General features: G+C 56.3%; 16 protein-coding genes and 1 tRNA gene. 7 read left to right on the top strand and 10 right to left on the bottom strand.

The features are described 5' to 3' along the window. The first annotated feature begins 82 nt into the window (after positions 1–82). Positions 83–157: transfer RNA gene (locus AAC620_RS11600), tRNA-Glu, on the top strand. A gap of 13 nt (positions 158–170) precedes the next feature. On the opposite strand, the gene AAC620_RS11595 is transcribed toward AAC620_RS11600, so the two are convergent. Beyond that, entirely contained in the window at positions 171–860 is a 690-nt protein-coding gene (locus AAC620_RS11595; protein WP_340245172.1) for an IclR family transcriptional regulator, read from the bottom strand. Between the two features lie 106 nt (positions 861–966). Between AAC620_RS11595 and AAC620_RS11590 the strand changes: the two genes are divergently transcribed. From AAC620_RS11590 to AAC620_RS11575, 4 genes are all read left to right on the top strand, one after another. Beyond that, a complete protein-coding gene (locus AAC620_RS11590) occupies positions 967–2,166 on the top strand; it encodes a CaiB/BaiF CoA transferase family protein (RefSeq protein WP_340245171.1) in 1,200 nt (399 codons plus the stop codon). Then, complete coding sequence (locus AAC620_RS11585; RefSeq protein WP_340245170.1) at positions 2,163–2,975, top strand: citryl-CoA lyase; 813 nt, start codon at positions 2,163–2,165, stop codon at positions 2,973–2,975. Before AAC620_RS11590 ends, AAC620_RS11585 begins: the two co-directional genes overlap by 4 nt. A gap of 140 nt (positions 2,976–3,115) precedes the next feature. After that, the gene (locus AAC620_RS11580; protein ID WP_340245168.1) at positions 3,116–4,069 is read left to right on the top strand and encodes a class I SAM-dependent DNA methyltransferase; all 954 of its coding nucleotides are present in this window, start codon (positions 3,116–3,118) and stop codon (positions 4,067–4,069) included. A gap of 99 nt (positions 4,070–4,168) precedes the next feature. After that, the gene (locus AAC620_RS11575; RefSeq protein ID WP_340245166.1) at positions 4,169–5,089 is read left to right on the top strand and encodes a DMT family transporter; all 921 of its coding nucleotides are present in this window, start codon (positions 4,169–4,171) and stop codon (positions 5,087–5,089) included. Here the strand turns inward: AAC620_RS11575 and AAC620_RS11570 are convergent. Next, positions 5,086–6,600, bottom strand: coding sequence for a malonate--CoA ligase (locus tag AAC620_RS11570; RefSeq protein ID WP_340245164.1), 1,515 nt, complete (start codon positions 6,598–6,600; stop codon positions 5,086–5,088). The genes AAC620_RS11575 and AAC620_RS11570 overlap by 4 nt on opposite strands. 98 nt (positions 6,601–6,698) lie before the next feature. On the opposite strand from AAC620_RS11570, the gene AAC620_RS11565 reads away from it, so the two are divergent. After that, positions 6,699–7,955 carry an aminotransferase class V-fold PLP-dependent enzyme gene (locus tag AAC620_RS11565; RefSeq protein ID WP_340245162.1) on the top strand — a complete coding sequence of 419 codons (1,257 nt, stop codon included), beginning with the start codon at positions 6,699–6,701 and terminating at the stop codon, positions 7,953–7,955. Positions 7,956–8,226: 271 nt separating this feature from the next. Here the strand turns inward: AAC620_RS11565 and AAC620_RS11560 are convergent, their stop codons facing one another. Together AAC620_RS11560 and AAC620_RS11555 are read right to left on the bottom strand one after the other, a co-directional pair. After that, complete coding sequence (locus AAC620_RS11560; protein ID WP_340245160.1) at positions 8,227–9,684, bottom strand: hypothetical protein; 1,458 nt, start codon at positions 9,682–9,684, stop codon at positions 8,227–8,229. 10 nt (positions 9,685–9,694) lie between these two features. Beyond that, positions 9,695–10,021: a hypothetical protein gene (locus AAC620_RS11555; RefSeq protein WP_340245159.1), complete on the bottom strand. Its 327-nt coding sequence runs from the start codon at positions 10,019–10,021 to the stop codon at positions 9,695–9,697. Positions 10,022–10,520: 499 nt separating this feature from the next. Between AAC620_RS11555 and AAC620_RS11550 the strand changes: the two genes are divergently transcribed. Further along, a complete protein-coding gene (locus AAC620_RS11550) occupies positions 10,521–11,447 on the top strand; it encodes a tyrosine-type recombinase/integrase (protein WP_340245158.1) in 927 nt (308 codons plus the stop codon). Between the two features lie 85 nt (positions 11,448–11,532). Here the strand turns inward: AAC620_RS11550 and AAC620_RS11545 are convergent, their stop codons facing one another. The 6 genes from AAC620_RS11545 to AAC620_RS11520 all read right to left on the bottom strand — a co-directional run bounded on the left by AAC620_RS11545 (position 11,533) and on the right by AAC620_RS11520 (position 21,750). Continuing rightward, positions 11,533–12,630 (bottom strand): hypothetical protein, encoded by a 1,098-nt coding sequence (locus AAC620_RS11545; protein WP_340245156.1) that lies wholly within the window; start codon positions 12,628–12,630, stop codon positions 11,533–11,535. Between the two features lie 337 nt (positions 12,631–12,967). After that, positions 12,968–14,206 (bottom strand): TolC family protein, encoded by a 1,239-nt coding sequence (locus AAC620_RS11540; protein WP_340245154.1) that lies wholly within the window; start codon positions 14,204–14,206, stop codon positions 12,968–12,970. A gap of 109 nt (positions 14,207–14,315) precedes the next feature. Beyond that, positions 14,316–15,488, bottom strand: coding sequence for an HlyD family efflux transporter periplasmic adaptor subunit (locus AAC620_RS11535; protein WP_340245152.1), 1,173 nt, complete (start codon positions 15,486–15,488; stop codon positions 14,316–14,318). Continuing rightward, a complete protein-coding gene (locus tag AAC620_RS11530) occupies positions 15,488–17,644 on the bottom strand; it encodes an ATP-binding cassette domain-containing protein (protein WP_340245150.1) in 2,157 nt (718 codons plus the stop codon). The genes AAC620_RS11535 and AAC620_RS11530 overlap by 1 nt, the downstream gene beginning before the upstream one ends. Then, positions 17,589–18,980 carry a FimV/HubP family polar landmark protein gene (locus tag AAC620_RS11525; protein WP_340245148.1) on the bottom strand — a complete coding sequence of 464 codons (1,392 nt, stop codon included), beginning with the start codon at positions 18,978–18,980 and terminating at the stop codon, positions 17,589–17,591. Before AAC620_RS11525 ends, AAC620_RS11530 begins: the two co-directional genes overlap by 56 nt. Further along, positions 18,973–21,750 (bottom strand): hypothetical protein, encoded by a 2,778-nt coding sequence (locus AAC620_RS11520; protein ID WP_340245146.1) that lies wholly within the window; start codon positions 21,748–21,750, stop codon positions 18,973–18,975. The genes AAC620_RS11525 and AAC620_RS11520 overlap by 8 nt, the downstream gene beginning before the upstream one ends. Between the last annotated feature and the right edge of the window lie 261 nt (positions 21,751–22,011).

Raw genomic sequence — 22,011 nt, 5'->3', positions numbered from 1 at the left:
CCGCAAAAAATTCGCGCATCGTGATGCAGAATCCTCTTGCGCCCCCGCCGTGCATTTCCTAATAACCGCCCACACCAAGCGTGGCCCGTTCGTCTATCGGTTAGGACGCCAGGTTTTCAACCTGGAAAGAGGGGTTCGATTCCCCTACGGGCTGCCACATCCCCCCAATATCACGACCCAAGTGCAAGCTGCCCTTCAAGGCGGGTTTGGCTTTGCCTCAGCGCCTTCACAAAACGGGCCGTATGCGCGTCATCAAATCGCGAGATCGGCCCTGAGAGGGCCAAAGCACCAACTAAGCTTCCATCAGGGGAAAAAAGGGGCACAGATATGGCCGCCACATCGGGATCACGCTCACCGCGTGAAATCGCATATCCATCTTGCAAAATTTGTGCGTCCGCCTTGGTCGCTTGGCCCGAATAGGCGCGCAAGATTTTACCACTGGCCCCATAGGTTAATGGCATGGTCGCCCCTTCGGTGACCGAATGGCGGATCGCACGCGCGGGCTCGCTGCGATAAAGGCAGAGGCGGCTTTCGCCATCACGCACATAAAACGAGGCTGTCTCGCCTGTTGCATCCGACAGAGCGCGCAATTCTGGGCGCAAGACATGCGCCAGATCGAACCCGTGCCGATAGGCCGAACCAAGACGCAATGCACCTGCGCCAAGCCGAAACCGCCCGTCTGCCGCGCGCTGCAGCAGGCCAAATTTTTCAAGCGAAACCGCCAAGCGCAGAATTGTGCTTTTGTAGAGACCCGTAGCACGGGCCAGATCAGCGAGGCTAAGATCGGGCTGATCCGCCGTAAAGCATTCTAGGATCAACAACGCGCGTTCGACCGAATCTACACCTTTCGTCTCTGCCATGCCTTTTGCCCGTATATTCTTGACTCATCCCCAAAATCCTATCAGCCTGTTCTATTATTAGCAATTTTGTTCTGTCAGATAGAACGTAAGCAAAAGGCAAACCTAAGTGGATCGACAAACCCCGCTTCACGGAATTCGCGTATTGGATTTAACCAATGTGCTTGCAGGGCCGTTTTGCTGTCATCAACTGGCGCATCTTGGCGCTGAGGTGATTAAGGTAGAGGTGCCAAAAACGGGGGATTTGGCCCGCCAATTGGGGGCTGACCCTGAGCTCAACAAGATCGGGATGGGGGTTTCGTTTCTTGCTCAAAATGCAGGGAAAAAATCGGTTACAGCCAATCTTAAATCTAAAGGCGGCAAAGAGGTCTTACGCCGTCTGGTGGCAAGCGCCGATGTTTTGGTGGAGAATTATCGCCCCGGCGTGATGGACAGGCTCGGCGTGGGGTATGAGGCGTTGCGCGATATCAACCCGCGCCTCATTTACTGCGCCATTTCGGGCTTTGGCCAAACGGGGGATTGGTCAGACAGGCCCGCCTATGATCAGATCGTCCAAGGGGCATCGGGCGTCATGGCGATTACGGGCGACACTGATAGCGCGCCTTTGCGGGTGGGGTTTCCCGTGGCGGATACGGTGGGGGGATTGACCGCTGCCATGGCGATTTCCGCCGCCCTCAACGCACCCAAGCGTGGGGCCTACATTGATATCTCAATGTTAGAAAGCCTGATTGCGACAATGGGATGGGCTGTTTCGAATTACTTGGTCGCAGATCAGCGCCCAACGGCGAACGGCAATGAAAATCTGACATCCGCGCCATCGGGCACGTTTCGTTCCAAAGATGGCCCCTTAAACATCGCCGCCAATAAGGACGAGCAATGGGTGATCCTTGCTCAGCATATTGGGCGTGCGGATTTGTTGACGCGCCCTGAATATGCCACCCGCGAATTGCGCAAGCGCAACCGCGCGGCCCTAAAGGCGGAAATTGATGCGGCCTTGGCCGCCAAACCCGCCGCTGATTGGGCCGAAGACTTGAACAAATTGGGCGTGCCCGCAGGCGAGGTTTTTGACCTGCCCGCTATTTTGGATCACCCCGTGATCCGGGGGCGCGACCTGATTGCCACATTCGATGCTGTGGCAGGCGTAGCGCGCCCTGTATCGGTTCTGCGCACAGGCGTGAAAATTGACGGCGCGGCGCTGTCAGTCACGACACCACCCCCTGCCTTGGGGGAGGATGCTGACGCGATCCTGCGCGCGCTTGGCTATGAGGCAGACGAAATCAGCACAATGCGCGAAAGGGGCGAGATATGAGCACAGATGCAGACGAGGTTCGCGATTGGTGGCGCAGCTCAATCATCGAGATGGAGCCGGGCGTGATCCGGTTTCGCGGTCTGCCGATTGAGGAGTTGATCGGCACTGTCAGCTTTCCCGCAATGATCTGGTTGATGGTTGCGGGGCGTTTGCCCAACGCGGATGAGGCGGCGCTCTTGGAGGCGGCCCTTGTTGCGGCGGTGGATCATGGGCCACAGGCCCCTTCGATTGCGGCGGCGCGGATGGCCGTCACCTGTGGCTTGCCCCTCAACAATGCAATGGCAACTGCGGTGAATATGTTGGGCGATGTGCATGGGGGGGCGGGGCAACAGGCGCTTGAACTCTACTACGACATTGATGCCCGCATGGCACAAGGCGCGGGTTTGACTGCGGCCACCGCAGACGCGATTGCAGACTGGCAGGCCAGAAATGGTAAATTCGTGCCCGGATTTGGGCATCGCTTCCACAAAGATGGCGATCCGCGCGCGCCGCGCTTAATGGCACTTGTCCGCGACATGGCGGCAAAAGGCAGCATCACGGGCCGCTTTGCCGATATTGGTCATGCTGTTGAGCAATATTTGGGTCAGGGCCGCCCGCGCCCCTTGCCGATGAATATTGACGGGGCCACTGCCGTCATCTTTGCGGAGCTTGGCTGCGCCCCCCCGTTGGCGCGAGGGTTGTTTTGCCTGTCGCGATCCGTGGGGATCCTTGCCCATGCATGGGAGCAAACCCAACAAGGCGGCCGCAATAAGGGGCCGATCCCACCACGGTTTCTGTATAGCTATGTTGGGCCAAAACCCACGCCATAGCGGATCTTGGCACGCGCGCCATTTCCCTTGACTGTAAAGGGGCGCAGGCCTAGATGGCGAAGTGATGCGGGGACTTGGCCGCAGCATCATGGCCACGGGCGCAGCATTGGCGCAGGGCTGCTATCTACAGTGATACGATCATGGGGTTTAAGACCTTTTCCTCTGGCGATGCAGCGGCAGATCGGCGTGCCTCATTTGCTGAGACACTGGCCCATTTAGGCGATGCGGCAGGCGCGGTTGAGGCGTTGAAATCCGCGCTTGAACTCTCGCCTGATTGGGCGGCTGGATGGTATCGTTTGGGGGAATATCACGAGGCCACGGGCGAAGCAGATTTGGCCCTTGCAGCTTGGCGCAAGGCCATGGCCCTTGACCCAAGTGATCCTTTTGGCGCGGCGATGAAATGTGATCTTGTGGCGCGGGTTGACCCCATTACCGACCGCATGCCCGCAGCCTTTGTCGAAACATTATTCGATCAATATGCGCCGCGCTTTGAGAAATCCCTGCGCGAGGGGCTTGGATATCGCGCCCCAGAATTGATTGCCGAAGGATTGGCACGCGCAGGCCTGCGCCACGCCGATGCTGCGCTGGATTTGGGATGCGGCACAGGTCTGATGGGGGTTCTGTTGCGGCCCCTTGCAGCGCAGCTTGTTGGGTATGACCTCTCTGCCGCCATGTTGTCAGAGGCGCAAGAAAAGGGCTGTTACGACAGGCTGGAAAAATGCGACATCACGGAACTGGCCCTTATCGGCCCAAGTTATGATCTGATCGTTGCGGCGGATGTGTTCAATTATATCGGCGCTTTGGAACAGGTGATTGGCTGGTGCGCCGATGCGCTTTTGCCCGAAGGGCGGCTTTGTTTCACGGTTGAGGCTGGGGATGCGCCCCTGCGTCTGATGGCATCGCGCCGCTTCACCCATTCACAGGGATATATCACCGATCTTCTGGCGCAAGCGGGCTTTGCCCCGCCGCAGATCACCGAAGCCCCTATTCGCCAAGATCGTGGAGAAGATGTGATGGGGTTGATCGTCTTTGCAACACCTGCCCCCCGCCAAGCCCCCTTGCGCGATGATGATCGCAACGAGGTCATGGCCTAAACCCGCGCCCCGCAAATTATCATTCCAAAAACCGAATGATCGTGCCAGTGATGGGCCATGCGCCCCTGTTTGGTGGGGCACCTGACGATGGATCACGGCATGCGCAGCACCGCAGATAAGCCCGTTTTGGGCATTCTTTTTATGATCGGCTTTTGCATCACAGCCCCAATCATGGATGGGATGGCAAAGCTGACCCCAAATGAAGTGCCTGTGCTGCAGATTGTTGCGGCGCGCTTCGGGGTTCAAGTTGTGATCTTGATCCCCTTGGCAATCCTGATGGGGGTCGCCATGCGCCCCACAGCGCGCGATGTTATCGGCCATCTGATGCGCGGCTTGATGCTGCTTCTGGCAACATTTTGCTTTTTCTCCGCCATTCGATACATGCCAATTGCAAATGCTATGGCCATCTTTTTTGTTGAGCCGTTTATCCTGACCCTGATGGGCGGTCTTTTGCTGGGCGAGCAGGTTGGCCCGCGCCGTATCATCGCCTGTATCATTGGGTTTATCGGTGCGCTTTTTGTGATCCAGCCAAGCTTTCAGGAATTGGGGTTTGTGGCGTTATTCCCGCTTGGCACGGCTGTGACCTTTGCCGCCTATATGATCCTCACCCGCACGATGTCAGATCGCCAACATCCAATCACGCTTCAGGCCTATACGGCCTTGGGGGCATCCGTGCTGATCCTGCCCCTGATCATCGGGTTTGACGGCACGGGCAACCCTTGGCTCGACCCTGTGTGGCCCAATGAATTTGCGATGATGACCTTATTGGCCGTGGGGATCATGGCAACGATTTCTCATCTCTTGCTGTCAGTTGCATTGAAATTGGCCCCCACAGCCACAATCGCGCCGCTGCAATATCTTGAAATCGCGGGATCTGTCGCGGTGGGATATATGTTGTTTCAAGATTTCCCTGATAGCCTGACATGGTTGGGTATCGCGATTATCGTGGGATCAGGTCTGTATGTCTTCGCACGCGAGCGGCGCGCAGATTTGGAACGCCGCCCGACCCCACCTGTCTAAGCCTGAAACACATCTGCATAGGTTTTGCGCATCTCGGCCTTTTGCACCTTGCCCATTGTATTGCGTGGCAAGGCATCGACAATCGCGAAATGACGGGGGCGTTTGAAGCCTGCAAGTTCGGCCTTGGCCGAGGCAAGGATGGCATCCAAATCAATACTGCCTTCCGCCTCAGGCACCAAGACCGCCACCACGCTTTCTCCAAAATCAGGGTGTGGCGCCCCGATGACAGCGCTTTCCTTAACCCCTGACTGCGCATCGAGGAACATCTCGATCTCTTTTGGGTAAATGTTAAACCCGCCTGAGATGATCAGATCCTTACCCCGCCCCACAATGCTGACATAGCCATCCGCGTCAATCTTGGCCAAATCGCCCGTGATGAAAAACCCATCTTCAAGCAGTTCTTCACGGGTTTTTTCAGGCATATTCCAATAGCCACAAAATACATTTGGCCCGCGCACATGAAGCATCCCGATCTCACCCGTGGGTAATTCTAGGCGCGTCTCAGGATCACAGACACGCACCTCCACCCCCTTTAGGGGGAAGCCCACCGTTCCTGCGCGCCGATCCCCCGTATAGGGGTTTGAGGTGTTCATATTCGTCTCAGTCATCCCGTATCTTTCAAGAATGCGGTGACCTGTGCGCCCCTCAAAAGCCAGATGGGTTTCCGCCAAAAGCGGCGCAGAGCCAGACACAAACAGCCGCATATGCGCGACCAAGTCACGAGTAAAGCGCGCATCCTCCAACAGTCGCGTGTAAAAGGTCGGCACACCCATCATCGTGGTGGCGCGCGGCAAAAACTGCAAAATTGTCTCTTGGTCAAATTTTGGCAAAAAGATCATCGCATTGCCCGCCAATAAGCTGACATTGCACGCCACAAAAAGCCCATGAGAATGGAAAATCGGCAACGCGTGCAGCAGCACATCATCGCTTGTAAAGCGCCACTCCTCGGCCAAGGCGCGCGCGTTTGACAGCAGGTTCTTATGGGTCAACATCGCCCCCTTGGAGCGGCCCGTTGTCCCCGAGGTGTAAAGAAGCGCTGCAAGATCATTCTGGCCGCGCGGCACGGGCGTAAATTCCGTGGGGTGTTGCACCGCCGCACGGGCCAAACTGCCCTGCCCCGAGGCATCCAAGGTCAAGATTGCCGCCTTGCAGGTTTCGGCAATTGGGGTCAAGGCGGCCAGTTCAGACGGATCACAGACCACCAGCGCCGCATCCGCATCCGTGATGAAATAGGATAGTTCGGAGGGCGTGTAGGCGGTGTTCAGGGGCAAAAACACAGCACCCGCCGTGATACACGCCGCATAAAGCGCCAAGGCAGGCGCGGTTTTCTCAACATGCACCGCAACCCGATCCCCCACCCCCACATCGGCGGCACGCAAAGCATGCGCCATTTGGTTGGCCAAACCAAGGAATGCGCTATGTGCCATTTCTGACCCGTCAGGCAAAATGAGAAAGCTGCTCTCTTTGCCCTGATGGGGGGCCAATAAAGCGTCAAAAAGGGGGTTGCTCATTTGCGATTTCCTCACTCCTATAGGCGCGCTGATTTGGGACGTTTTATCGCCCTCTGCCCTAAGAGGCGCAACCTTACTGTCTAGAAAGAAATGGTCAAATGCTGAGTGAAAAATCGGGTTTGTTGGATGAAATTCGCGGTCGCTTCGCCCATGTGGACAACTGCCCCTTTGAAGGGCCTCGGGTGTTTTTCGAGAATGCAGGCGGTGCATTGACGTTGAATTCTGTGGTCGAGACTTCGGCCAAATTCGCCGCCATCCCCGACAATCAAGGCCGTGACAACCCTGCCGCCCATGCCCTTGTGGCGCTGATTGACAAAGCAAAGGCCGATATGCGGTTGTTTTTCAACGCACCGAAGGGGCAGTTTTTCGTTGGCGAAAGCGGCACAGAATTGCTGTTTCGCTTGATCCGAACCGCGATTGTGGGCACGGGCGCAGGCCGCGTTTTGGGCAGCACATTGGAACATCCCGCCTCGCGCAGTGCCGCCGCCCATTGGGCCGAAGTGGCGGGCAAACCCCATATTCTTGTCGCGCATGATGACGCCACGGGCACAGTCGGCCCCGAGGCCTATCGCCCCGAAATCGCCCCAGATACCCGCGTGGCCACGATCCTGCACACCTCGCCCGTCACGGGCATGGGGGTGGATGTGGGCGCCATTGCCGCCGAAATCCGCAAAATCGCGCCTGATTGCATCATCATCGTTGATGGCATCCAGCACGCCGCGCATGGCAGGCTTGATATCGAGAGCTATGATGTCGATGGCTATGTCATCTCGCCCTATAAGGTCTTCTCGCGTCATGGCTATGGCGTGGCTTGGGTCAGCGACAGGCTTCATGCGATCAAGCACGAACATCTGATTGATGCGCCCGGAAACCCGTGGGAATTCGGCACCCGCGATACGGGCGCCTATGTGACCTTTTCCGATGTGGTGGATTATTTTGTCTGGCTCGGCGGTGCAGTTTCAGATCAGACCGATCCCCGCGCGCGGATTGTCGCGGCAGGCGAGGCGATCCACGCCCATGAAAAACACCTCACCGATGCCATGATCAACGGCATTGGCAATATCAAAGGCCTCAAAGATATGGCGGAAGTCGACATCATCGGCGGCCTCGAGAACCCCGCCCGCGAGGGTCTGGTTTGCCTGACCGTCAAGGGCCAAGCCGCGCCTGATATTGTGACCAAACTGCGCGAACGCGGCATCCGCACCCATACCCGCAAGGCGGATCATTATTCAGGCAACGTGCTCTCCCCCTTGGGTCTAGACGCCGCCGTGCGCGTCTCGATGTGCCACTACAACACCGAAACCGAAGTCGCACAATTCCTCACCGCCATGCGCGAGATTGTGGAGGGGGTGTGAGGGGGTTGTGACCTTATCGGGAATTTAGAAATCCTGAAAATTTTTCAAAGACGCAGCCGCGCGCGCAAGACGCCTATATTCGCAATGAATTCAGTGTCTTGCGCGAATTTTTGGAAAAATTTTTGAGCACGCAGCCACACGCGCGTGGAACGCGTTTCAGTGAGTGGTTTCAGCGGCTTAGAATTTTCTCCGCTGAACCGCGTTCCGGGCGCGTCACTGCTCCGAGTGGTGTCTCGCGCCCTCCCCTCACGCGCGGGTCGGGCGCGGGTGGTCACTGGGCGCAGTCGATCACCGCGTAGGTGAAGGGCTCACCCCCAAACGCGCAGTCGCCGCGGCTCGAGCCGTTTGCGACGCCCGCGCGCCCCTCGAGAATGAACTCGTAGCTGCTCGTGCAGCCGTCAATGGTATTCTCTAGCACGAGCGGGTTTGATGAGACTTCGCGGGGGTTCTGGGTCCACTCACCCCCGATGAAGGGGCACATGTTCGGGCTGTTTTCCTCGCAGTGGGCCGTGTGGAAGTTCTCGGCCTGCCAGGTCCCGTCAACCTGCTCGAATACAGTCATAATTGGCACGTCCAGCCCCTCGAAGGCCGCACTGAATACCGCGTCGCAGCTGTCATATGCGTCAGGGTCTAATCCGTCGGGCACTTGGACGAGTACGCGCGTCGCGCCATCGGATCCGGCCGACGCCTCGGGGAGGTTGTCGCAGGGCCATAGCGTCTCCTCCTCGCGCGTCGTGTCGTAGCGCGGGACGAGGTCGTTGACGGTGTCGAAGTCGACCTGCTGTATCACTGTCGAAAGCTCCATGGAGCCGTCTGCCTGCAGCACGCCCACGTATTCTATAATCGTCCAGGGGTGGGCCGGGGCCATGGCCACCCAGGTTGAATAGCTGGCCTCGAAACGGCGGCGGGCCTCGTCCACGCGGAAGTACTCCACCCGCATGTCGTCGGCATGGTTCTCGTTGCCAGTGATGACGTTGTAGTACTCTGTTGGTAGGAAGCGCTGGTAGTCGGTCACCTCTCCGCCAATCCCGCAGGACGGCGTGCCGTAGAGCGTCCATTGGGTCTCGGTCACCGTGTTCAGCGTGTCGCTGCCCGCGTCCACTGGCTGGGCGGGCTGGTCGGAAGGCGCCTGTGGCTGCGGGACTTTGCCCGGGGCCGGTGTGTCACCCGCGCTTGGCAGGGGTGGCTTTCCGGGCACCGACCCCACTTCGGGCTCGGGCTCGGGCTCCGCCTCGGGGCACTCAGCCCAGCGGTCGAGGCCGTCATTCCAGCAGAGCGCCAGTCCGTCCAGCTCCTCGTAGAGGGCCGTCGACTGGGTCATCAGAGAGGACGGGTTGCACTCGAGAGACGCGATCCGGTCCTGGTTCTGGTAGACGTCAACGCGGCCGTAGGCCACGTCGTCATTGCCCGAGGCGGTCAGGCCGCTGATGACGTCGTAGCGGTAGTCGCCATTGCGGAAGCGGAATACGTCCTCGCGCACGGCGTCGCCGTCGAGCCACGGGCGGAAGTCAGTGTAGATGTCTGCAGACAGCTCGAGGTCGGGGCTGCCCTTGGCGGGTCCGTAGCTGTATCCCAGCCACGTGTCCGATCGGCACACCTCGAGGCGGTTGCCGTTTGAGGCGATCGAGCAGGAGAATACGGAGACTTCGCCGGCGCCGCAGGCCGCCGCTACCGGGCCCGCGAATGTGACCAGGGCGAGGCCTATTAGGGCTGAGACTGAAAACTTCATCGGCCCGCCCTCAATATCCGCGCACGGAGGCGACGCAGCTCTGCATCATGCGCCCGTCGCTAATGGCCGCGCGGACGAGACCCGGGTCCTGGTATGCGAGGTCGATAGCCTGATTTAGCCACAGCCAAAGCTCGCGATTGGTGTCGAATGCGGAGTCGGCCATGTCCTTCGACACGCCAATGGGGATGCCCTGATCGCGCATGTAGAGAGACTGCTCCACGACGGGCATGTAGGCCTGGCAGAAGGCGTCCGCCAGGCCCGACTGGGCGATCGAGAAACTGGGAGCTACAGACGCTAACGCGGCACACACTGGAATTTTAAATGCCTTAAAGTTCATCCGGCACGCCCCTCTTCTACACTAGTTGTAGTATTAATTAGCGTTTATCTCATGGCGGGCAAGCTGTGAGGGATATCGCGACCCTGAGCCGGGTCTGGTCCCGAACCGTTGCAGGCCCTGGACATGAGGTAATAGTGAGCGGGAACTTCACAAATTGGGGGCCTATTGCTCCGCTCTAAGCGGAAACCGCCAGAGCTTTTGACGCGACCGCGCTAGCCGCTATCCCGGCCCCATATCCGGATGCCCGGGCCCTCGTCGGGAGCGCCCACGAACTCAATGCCGCGGGCTTCAAAGAATGTCTTTAGCAACTCGAGGTGGCCTTTGCGTGATTTTGGGACACCGCTGGACGCCTCGTATCTGCGAAGCGTCGCTATTCCAATTCCAGTAGCCTGGGCAATTTCGAGGTTGCTCAAACTAATCGCGTGCCTGGCCGCTTTTATCTGTTCAGCGGTGATTTTATCAACTTGCATTATGATCACTTTAATATCATATTAGCGCTATGAGAGATTTCCACCAAATTGATTGGCAAACCTATATTCGACGCCTAAACGGCGCATACGCGCCCGCCACGATCAAGTCATATTATACCGACATGCGCACGTTAGTCGACTGGTGCGTGAGGCATGACCTCAATTGGGATGCCCTGTCACCCGAGAGCGTGTGTGACTTCTTGGAGCATGAGGCGGAGCGTGGCATGTGTCATGGCACTGTCGTGCGGCGTGTCTACAGCGCCCGCCGTGTCTTTACGCTGGCGGGAGTGTCTGACCCCACCAATAGTCCAGAAGTCGAATTGTGCCTGCGCCGGATCGCTCGGGCGCGGCCGACGCGGCCCAAGCAGGCTCGGGGGCTCAGCCTCGCCACATTGCACAAATTCCTAGACGTGCAGCCCGACACGCCCTGGGGGCTCCGCAATAGGGCCCTACTCTCGCTCGGCTACGACTTATTGGCGCGCCGGTCAGAGATCACCGCCCTCCGCGGCGAGGATGTGAGTTGGCGCCGCGACGGCACGCTGGAGGTTATGCTGCGCCGCTCGAAGGCTGACCAATTCGGCCGAGGCAGAATTGCATTCACCTCGTCCCGCTCCGCCTGTCTCTTGGGCGACTGGCTGGAGTGGCGTGGCGGGGAGATCGCCCCCTTATTTTGCGCGATCTATCGCGGCGTGGCGATCAATCGGCCGCTCTCGGGCTCCACGGTGAAAAATATCATCAAATCGAGCGCGCGGGCGGCCGGGTACGACCAGTGGGTCGTGAATAACTTCAGCGCGCACTCACTCCGAGTGGGCGCCGCGCAGGAACTACTCAGACAGGGACACGACAGTATCGCCATAATGCGTGCCGGTGGTTGGCGCACGTCCACGGTATTGGCTCGATACCTTGAGAAGGCAGAGCACAACGTCTGGACAAAAATAGCTCCCGCCAGAGCGTAAAATGAGGCGTAATGGACCTGATCTTTTGACTTTCAAATGTTCGAGCCGCACGCTCAGCGTTGCCATTACGATTGAAGTCGGCACTTTAATTTAAAATATTTAAAGAGAGTGCGAACTTATTCCGAGAGAAATTATTTCTCGATAATGTCAGTTGGACACGGACGCCCTCAAAAGAGCCGAGCTCTGAAATCAAGCCCACAGAGCCATAGCTCGCGATATCAAAACTATCGTCAGAAATTAGACCCAGATCGGCGTGCACGCCCACTGACACATCACTAAGTTCTCCATAGACCGGCCACAGCAATTCAAATTGAGATGTGAGAGACCACCTCTCGCCCCAATCGTTAAAATCTCCGTTTGTCGTGCGGCCAATCTCCCTCGGGTAGAAGCCACGTAAATTCCGTCCCCCGAGGAAAATGCGCTCACTTACAGGCGCCGTTGATATCGACCCTAACATCAATTCCATTTGTGAAAAATTTCGAAGCACGGCCTCAGTATTATCCGACAGATCGTTCAGGCCTGACCCAGAAAAACTCAGCTTGGAGGTGACGCCTTGACCTGCCAACCAATACGCGCTTAAACGAAGGTTATTATCGTCAAAAAAATCGGGGGCATCCAACTCCCAATTTAAGAAGACACTTAGGTATTCATCGTCTTTGGGGATGAAGCCCGCGGCGCTGAAAGTCTCGTCGACGATCTCACCGCCGTAAGACGCAATTCTTGGGAATTGCACGGCTTCAGATGCATATTGTGCAACACTGAAGCTCAGACTGGTTCCCCGCAAATCGGCATAGCGGCCCTCTGCGTCGTAAGCCCTCACACTTAAACGGGTAGTGCTCTCTGGGCGCACGGAAATCGGTATTGATGCACCAACCTCGCTCAATCCGTTAGACGCGCCCTGCAGATAATATTCAAGAAATCCTGGAGCGTTTCTACCGACAAAATGGCGCCCCGTAAGTGTGCCAACGAAGCCGTCAAAACTATCTACGTAAAATCCAGCACTGATCGAGCTTCTTGGCGCGCGACCATCAACTAGCATTCTGACTGAGCTCAATCCGGCCTGCTCAAAAGTGATCTCTGCGTCCGTAACGCCAAGCCGATCGCGTAGCACCCCGATAAAATACAAAACCTGCCGGTGATTGTAGTACTGACCGCGTTCGAAGCCGCCCAGTGATTGGATCAAACTATTCCGGAATGGTATCTTGTCAGAAAAGTTAAAATCCGCGATGCGCACCCGGGGCCCCGAACAAATCTCCTCTTGCTGCGAATATAGTGATTGCGGGCAGAGAGACGCGTACGGAAAGCCATTATCCCAATAGCAAGACAAGGCTTCCTCTGGGCGGTCAGTATTCACACACTCCTCGGGCGGGATGTCTGCGCCGTGGAATTCTATGAGGAGCTCTTCGGGAGTGGGTTGCGCCCTCGCCCCATCTGGCCACAATAAGGATAATAGAGTGACGCCAACACACAAAAACACTGACAGTTGTGCGAACCAACCACGGCAGATTGCTCTGGGTAGCCTACTGAGTGTATATGCCTGAGGCATATGCGAGATCATTGTAGATGGACCAAATTTGTTGCTGTGCATCGGCCAGATCCAATCGCGTTTGCTTAACGCTATTGATATCTGAGAGTACTTCCCTGACCGTCATCCTCCCGGCCTCATAAAGCCTCTGCGACGAGTCAAATGCTTCCTGGAAGTTGAGCAGCTCATTTTGCAGAGCGGGCACAATGTTATTATTAAATTGCCCCAGCCGTTGAAAATTAGACGTGGCCTGCTGACCCAAATCAATTCTCAAAAACTGCAATAAGTTTTCAGCCTCACGAACCTGCAGATCGGCTTGGGCGACCGCGGCTCGGCGCCCTCGCCCAAAACTTTCATACTCATAACTGACTGTCAGACCAAGTCGGGAGGACACGTCCTGGCTGTTGTTTGAGGCGACCCGCCCTTCGAGCTGGAGGGTGGGATTGCCCTCTACGGATGCTAAGTCAGCCTCGCGTTCTGCCACGACCAGTTGCCGCTGCTGGACGACGTAGTCGGGGTGGTTCTCTATGATGATATCTGACGCTTGAACCGGTAGCGTTGTCCAGACCACGCGGCGTATTTCCACGTTTTCACAAGACAGAGCTAAAATGTCAGCTTCAACATCAAGCAGTTGCAGGCGTAAATTCTCTACTTCCGTGATGTCGGCAATGTACTCGGTCCGGGCGTCACGCAATTCTGCATCTGAGCTAATTCCCTGCTCAGCCCGCCTCTCGATCACTTCGATGAAGCCTTGCTTTGCAAGCAAACTTTCCTCAAATATCTCAATACGTTGGAGATCTGCGTCACGCGCGGTCCACAGACCCACTAGCTTCTCTATGTGCTCCGCGACGCTCTGAGAGTATTCCCCTTCAGCCAAGGCCAGGCGCACTGCTGAGACGCGTTCGCTGGCCTCTTGGCGTCCGAATGTGACAAGAGGAAGCGTCGCGTTCAGGGATGCCTGCTTGTCGTCAGACTGGTCATCATTCACAAAGGCGCCAGCGGACACTGAGAATGTGGGAAGCCGATCGGCCCTCGCCTGATCAACTGAGGCTCTCGCGCCGTCTACGCGCGCGCGGGCGGCAACTAATTCCGGGTGACACCGTGCCAACTCTGAGGCGAGGGTACTTATGTCTGGCGCCTGAGCGCCAGCGATAGACCCACAAAAACATAAAATTCCGAGCGAAACGACTGTCCGACCTAAAAACCATTTGGGAAGCTTACGAAAACAATACACAGACACGCCCCCGCGATATAATCACTTCTAAAAATTTCAGACGGAGATCACCCGACCCCGTCGTTGGTAGCAGGATAATTCTCACAAGAAAATATCAAATTAGCCCGCGTCAGCGTTCGGTCATAGAGTTCTGCAGGGTTTTACGAATGGGTCGCAGCAGGTACTCAATCACGGTGCGCTGGCCAGCCTGTATGTCTGCTTGGACCACCATCCCAGGCATCAATTCGAGCGGCCTCCCGATTGAAGAAATTATTTGGCCGTCAGCCCCCGGCGTCAAGCTAATGTGCGTGACGTAGAAACTATCTTCACCGTTCCCGCGGGGCGCATCCTCCGTGATGGTATCCCCCGAAACAAAAATGACGCTACCCATTACGAACCCATAAACGGACGGGTCAAAGGCGTCAAACCGCAGCGAAACTTGATCTCCCACGTCCACGTCGGCGATGTCAGAGGGACGGATACGAGCCTCGACGAACAGTGTGTCGCCCGTGGGCACAATTTGCATCAGCTCGTCGCCCGCCCGCGCAACTCCCCCAAGCGTGCCCAAGCTTATATTTTTTACTTGGCCATGGACATAAGAGGTGAGGACCGCATCCCCGAGGACGGACTGCCGCTCTGTCAAAATTTGCAGGTTTTGGGCCAGCTCTGTCTCGGACGTAGCCAGTTCCTGCGACGCGGTCTCAAAATACTCGTTGGCGATCGTGTCTAATTGAGCTTCAGCCTCCAGGAGTGTGCGCTGCGCCGTTAAAAACTCACTTCGGCTAATATCGCCAGTGTCATAGAGGTCCGACACAATATCAAATTCGTCCCTGGCAATCTCCACGAGACCCTCTTGCGCGGAGGTTTGGTCCAACAGCCTCTGCAAGCGCCGCTGATACACCGCCAATTCCAATTCAATTATTTGATTTCGATTTTGGATATCTTGCGGGAAAACTGGTGCCGACGAGGTGAGTTCGGCTCTCAGGCGGGCGACCCTCGCCTGCAGCGCATCCACGCGGGCTTGGATTTCGTTAGACTGGGCGGCGACACGCGTCTGGTCGAAGCGGATAAGAATGTCACCTGGCGCCACGATGTCGCCCTCGCGCACCAAAATTTCTGATATGGTGCCCCCATCAACAGCTTGGACAATTTGGACCCGCGACTCTGACATGACGGAGCCCGACGCGCGCACCGTCTTCTCAAGCGAGAACAGTGCGGCCCAAACTATAAATGCGACGAAGAATATGAAAATAATCCATATCCCAATCGACCGGTCCCTAGATTTCTGCACGTTTAACGACATCAGGCGGTCTTTCGGACTTGAACGGCGCTCGTGGGGGCATCCTTAGAAATTTTTCCATCCTCCAGAACGATGATGCGGTTCGAAAGTTCCATGGCAAGCTTAATGTTGTGGGTACTAAAGACTAATATATCGTCGGCTCGCATTCGTGCCTTGAGGCCCTTAACAAAGAGTTCTTGGCTGTGATTGTCGAGGGACGCGGTGGGCTCATCAAAAATCCATATGTTCTTGCTGCCGATCAAAACTCGTCCAAGCGAAATCATCTGACGCTGGCCGCCCGACAGGCCGGACCCTCCCTCGGATATGGGCCGATCGAGGCCCTTATCAGACTGATCAGCAATCCGATCAATTCCCAGATCATTCACCACCGAGACAAGGTACTTGTCTGAGAGGCTGCGACCAAACAGAAGGTTTTCTTTCAGCGTGCCCTTGAAGAGCTCGGGCGACTGAGAGTGATAGCCAAAGTTGTTGTTGATGAAGTATTCATCAATTTGCCACAAATCAACACCGTCAATTTTTATGTTGCCCTGCGTCGGGCGATACAGGCGGGCCAGCAACTTGATGAGCGTCGACTTGCCAGATCCGATTGACCCAAGCAGCGCAATTCGCTCTCCAGCCTTTATGTCGAGAGAGGGGATCTGTAGCTGCGGCGCCTCTTGCCCCTGATAGGAAAAACTAATGTCGCGTAGGGCCACCTGCCCCACGCGGTGCATGGGCATGACGGGCTTTTCTGACGTCATCTGCTCTCGTGGCAGCTTGAGGAGCCCGTTGATTAACTCCATCGTCTGGCGCGTAGTCTCGAACTGAATTAGGTGGTTGACCGCCTGCCCGGCTGGGCCCAAAACTCTGCCGCCTAAAATGCTAACGGCAATCATCGAGCCCTGGGTCATTAATCCCTCAGAAATCTGGTGGACCCCAAAGATGATCGCCGTCAGGTAGGCGAATTGGCCGATTGTCGACGCCAGGGTTGTGGATGTTGTGGAGATGCCCTTCTGGGCCAAGCTGAACGTAGAAATCTCCTTGTTTAAGGAGGACCAACGCTCAGTCGCATCTTTCTTGCCGCCGAACGTTTTTATTGCCTCCAGCCCGCGTATGGAATCGACGAGGAACCCCAATTTTTCATTGCTCTTTGAGGTGATGCGCTTGATTAATCTCTGCGACATTTTTTGGGAGATGACGCCAACTATCAGTGAGATGACTAGAAATGCCAAATACACGAGTGCCACGGGCCCCGCGACCAGGTAAATCATGGCTATGAAAAGTAAACAAAATGGAAAATCGACCAGTACAAACACAGCCGACGACGTAAAAAATTGTCGTGCGCTCTCCAGTCCAGAGATTTGACCTGTCAGCGTTCCCAGCTGATTTGGCAGCCGGTCCATCCGCACACACATCAAGTGGTCATACACATCCTCAGAAACGGCTTGGTCAATGTAGGACGTCTTGGCGTCCAACAGCCTGGCGCGAAACGTTTTCAACAAAAAATCAGTGGCGTAGATGACCAACATACCCACCGCCAGAGTGTAGAGCGTGGCAAAAGCCAGCGTGGGAACCACGCGGTCGTAGACCTGCATGGCGAACATTGACGTGACTACGGCAAAGACGTTTACCATCACGGTGGCAATTACGACATCATAAATCCAACGCTTTCGGGCCAGTGCGTGGCGCCGAATTATCTGGAAAATTGTCTCGTAACTTCCCTCTTCGAGGCCCTCTTCGGATAGTTCCCGCGCCTCGCTGTTTTGTTGCTCATTTTGCAGCCCGACGAAGATACTGACCGGCACATCGTCCAAGTCATCAAAACTTTTGACACTACCAGTCTCGTCCTCGACTTTTATTCCTTCATCGTCGGCCGTGATGATACTCCACCCCCCGCCGATGAATAGGAGGCCGGGTAAGAGCTCTCTACTGACACTGGAAATTGACTGATGGAATACCTTCCACTTCTCTTCGGACATCTTCTTGAGCAGAAAATCTATCGACTGAACTGGCGTCAAACCTGAATTGTTTGAGACTTCGTCGTGCAAGCTCGAGAGGCCGTCCAAACTCACATTTGGCGCGACGAGACTGAAAAACTGTCGAATGATATTAATGGGGATCATTTCAGGTTTCTCCAATTTTCTGAAGCGCTGCACGGGCGCTCGCAACTTCAGCTGCATTGCCGGTTTTTATTACTTCCTGAAGAAGATTGCTTGCGACAAATATGTCGCCCATGTTCTTGTAGACTTCAGCGAGGTCGAGCTTTTCTTTGACCTGAGCACTTATCGCGCCGGCGGCTGCCTGGGGCGCGGCCTTGTCCGACACATTCTGCGGCCCCTCAGTGGCGGCCGCCGTGGGCGCACCTGCTTGCATAATGCGCCGGGGGGGGGGCGGCGGATTTGTGGAGGGCGTGCGAACCTGCAACTGCTCTTCGCGCGCCGCCGCACGCTCTGGCGCCTGCTGTGATGCATTCTGTGGCTTGACCTGGTCGGATACGCCCGCGCCCTGTTTATTGTTGGCTAGCAACTCGATCGACTTTAGGTATGTCTCTTGGTTCCGCCGATTTTCCTCTTTGATATAATTCAAGAAAGTCAGCGAGGCCGACGCCTGATCCGGCTGGGCATTTGGCGCGGGTTGCGCTGTTTGTTGTTGATTGCCCGACGCGGCCACCATCGCCCTCGTTTTATAGAGGACGAGGGCGATGGCCAGGAGCAGGGCCAGGCCCGCGACCAGTATAGTGAGTATAAAGTTTTTCAAATTTGCCGTGGCCAAATGCACTTCAGAGACAATAGCCAGCGGCTGGCCTTCCGGAAGATAGGCGCCGGAGTGGGCTGACGGGTGCGGGCCATCGTGGCCTCCGGTGGTTACGCTCGCTGGGGCGGATGGCTCTGGCAATAAATCGGGTGACGGCTCGCCTGGCGCGCCTGGCGCGATCTCGGCATCGACGGGGGTGGTGTTTACTTCACTCAGCTGCCTCGACACCTCGGCCAGCAACGCCGCGACCTCTCTGTTCACGTCGTTATAGTCTGAGGGGATCCGGCTGGGGGACGCGGGCCCACGTGCGGTTGTGGGCTCGGAGTAAGTCAGGTCCTGAATGCGGACACTGCCGTTGGCCGCCTCAATCCGATACCAGTCGACCGCCTCAGCAGTGTCCGACCTTACGAATAACAGCTCAAACATGGGGTCACTCACGACCGTCCCAGTTGACAGGAATAGCTCGCCAATGGTGCCGGCACGGTCCGTGACATTTATCTCACTGTGGAAGACTGGGGCGTCGGCACCGAGCGCAAGGTACTCCTCAATAGTTGCGAGGCGTATCACACCAGTTGGCGTGCCGCGGGGCAGGTCATAGGTCGCAAAAAACATGTCCCCGACTGAGTAGGATGCATTCAAGTCGGCCTTAATTGGGGCGGCCCCGAGCAGGAGGAAGAGGCAAGAAATAATTAACTTCCGCAACACCCCAACGCTGGTGGGGAACCGATCCCGTCGGCTATAGAGCAAGGCAGGGCTATTCAATTTCCCACTCCTTATACTCTATGCTGTAATGCACCTCAGGCACTTGAAGCTCATGTGAATTGTCAACTTCGTCCCGACTTGGAGCCGTCGCATCGGAACCCGTGGACGTGTTGAGAGAGGACAGGTCTATGCCATCAAGGGAATAGGTGACCTCGGTGCCATCCAATTCAAGGGCGTCGGAGTAGAGCACCAACTCATCACTTGACGGCTCTACGGCCCGCAAGTGTTCCTGGAGTTGGCCAAACAGCGCGTCTATTTGGTCTAGGTAGGCGTCGTAGCCCACGCCCGTTGCGGATGCGGTTATGTCTGCGGCCGCCGTCAGCAACACCTCTGCACTGGCCAACTGGTCTTCCGTGGCAGTGCCCGCAAAAATGGGCGTGAGGATGTCGAGGGTTGCCCAGAGCGAGCCAGACACGGCGTCCATAGTCGACAAGGCGGCCAGGGCGACCGCGGTCTCAGCATCCGCGGGCGCTACAAGGTCGCCGCCGTCATCCGTCTGGTTGATAAAGCTTGCCTCGGTATTCACAAAGTCAGAGGCGCCAAAAAACTGCGATATTAAGCTCTTTTTGTCATTTATGGATGTTGCGCTGACGTCACCCGACGCCTCCACGGCGCGGACGTGAAGCTCGGAGAGTGGGGTGAGAAACACATCGCTGGTTAATTCACCGTCGACAATCAAGGCGCGCAGCACTGGCTCGCCGCCCTGCCCCCCAAATGACAGGTCTTTGTAGAGCCCGGTAAACTCATCGAGATAGTTCACCGCTGCGCCGTTGATATCTTCAGCGGCCGCAATTTGGAACTGGTGTGCACTGTCCCCATCAGTAAATTCAAGACCGTCGCCAAACTCCTCGAATTTGATGGCGACCGAGGCCTCAATAAACGGGCCAGCGCCCACCGAGACCTGGTAGCCATCCGCAACTTTTGTAATCTCTACCGCCCCGACCGAGGGGTTGTCGGGCAATTGACCAGATGCCGGCACGCCGACCTCGCCCACGACACGGCCCATATTCAAATTGATGCCGCCGATCGCCGTCAGGGAGACGTCGCTCGGGGCATTGAGATCGTCAAGCACCACATATAGGTCAGTGAACTTATATTTTTGTGATCCATTTAGGGGTGGCGAATCCACATTAGGCCGAGTGAGGTCCTCATCATATTGCACCTCTGCCATTATGGCGTCGGCACCCTGGTCAAGATAGAGGCCGTCAATCGCCAGAGTTGGTGGTCCATCTTCGGTGGCTACTGCCTCGGAGTATACGACCTCCACGACACCCGACACTTTTAACAAATTCCGATCGACACCACCTAGCCCGTCCGTGGGACGCTGGATTACGGTGCCATCCGTGACTAAACTGTCGGCGACCAGTGCAAAACTGACAATTTCGGGCTGGTCTAAGTCATACTTGATTTCGTGAACATTTGCGAAGGTGTCCTGCACGTCATCTTCAATCTGGACGAGCGCATCCGAGCCATTTGCACTGAGGACCTTATCCCCGTCATTCTCGTTAAACGCAAATGGAATCAACTCCCTGTTGTCAGAATTGGCGTCGATACCGTCAGCCAGAGTGTATTCAAACCTGAGGATCTTGGCATCTTCCTGACCGTCGGGACCGATTTGATCCTTAAACGATGCGCCAGCATCGCCAGTGTTTAACACTAAGTTAAGATTATCCCCCGCATATGACACTGCGTGGTCAAATTTGACAAAAAATGTAATCACTGTGCCCGCGTCTAAGTCGTCGAAGAATTCTCCGTTGTCGGGCACGGCCGTAATTTCAGTAATCTTGGGCTGCGGCTCCACAAAGAGCTGTCCAGCTAGAGCGGGAAATGGCGCTAAGGTGACATCGAGCGCGTTCGTGTCGTCGACTAGGGTCGCACCGTTGAGTTTCAGGGGGGCGTCGCCAATTTTAAGCTCAGTCTCTAACGCGATTGCATCATTGAGGACCAAGTCAAACGTGAGCGTATTAGTTCCGACCCCTCCCTTGTATTCGGCGACATAGTCGCCGTCATTGAATTCAAAGGTTAGGGCCGCCGCGTTTGAGCTCGTCACCTTGTCGTCAAATGTAACCTGAATGGAGATGGTTTCCCCAGTCGTGAAGTAGTCATCATCTCGAGTGACTTTAACACCTCTCACAGAGGCGGGGTCTGGGTCCGCACCACCTCCACTACTGCCGCCGCCGCTGCCTCCGCCGCCACCCCCGCCGGCATTGTTGTTGTTGACGATCGGCGACCCGCCATCGTCGCTCAAGCCCGCCATGGCCAGCGCCAGTCCACCCAGGACCAGCCCGCCCAATGCCAGAATATTGTCACCCCAGCCGTCGTCATCCTCATAGGCATATGGGGGGGGAGGAAAGTATCCCTGCTGCGGCCACATTACAGGGTAATTGGGGGCTGGCTGCGCGCCAATTGTGATCGGCTGCTGTGGTGGCGCGATAACTGGCGACGGCTCCAGTTGGTAGTCTAGGGCGCTCAACTGAAGCGGGAGGTTCTGATCGAATTCCGCTTGAGCGTTCGGGCTGTCTGGGCGCGGGTCGTCAAAATAACCCGCAAATACAAGTTGTCCCCCGTTTTCTAAGTTGACGACAAGGTCCTGGCCGCTCTTGGTAGCCGAAATAATTGAGACATTCTCGAGTGATAGAGAGGATAAGATTTGGTACACCGCGCCGGGGCGGACAGGGATGCGCACACCGCTAGAGGCCGGCGAGAGTACTGCCGCACCGCCAACCTCCTCACGTATGAGATAACCTCCTGCCGTCTGCGCAGTTTCCATCTCGCCATACAACCTGACAATTTACGGGCCTGGGCCCAACCAATCAGTGAATACTGGTAAATGTCATAATTGACAAGAAAAAAAGACAAAATTGGCTAAAGAAATTCTATATTTGTCATTTTCTGCGCATAATTTGCAAATTTTGGCAAATATTGGCAGTCCATCCCGCAACGGCGTTTATCTGTGACATAAGTGTCAGAGAGTGTAGTTAGTCAATGTCGAGCGACTTGAGGCGCCTGTAGAGCGTGCGGAGGTTCAGGC

The organism is Roseobacter sp. HKCCA2468 (assembly GCF_037805105.1).
Classification (GTDB): domain Bacteria; phylum Pseudomonadota; class Alphaproteobacteria; order Rhodobacterales; family Rhodobacteraceae; genus M30B80.
The sequence above is the reverse complement of the archived record's forward strand: the minus strand, read 5'-3'. Positions and strand labels throughout refer to the sequence as shown.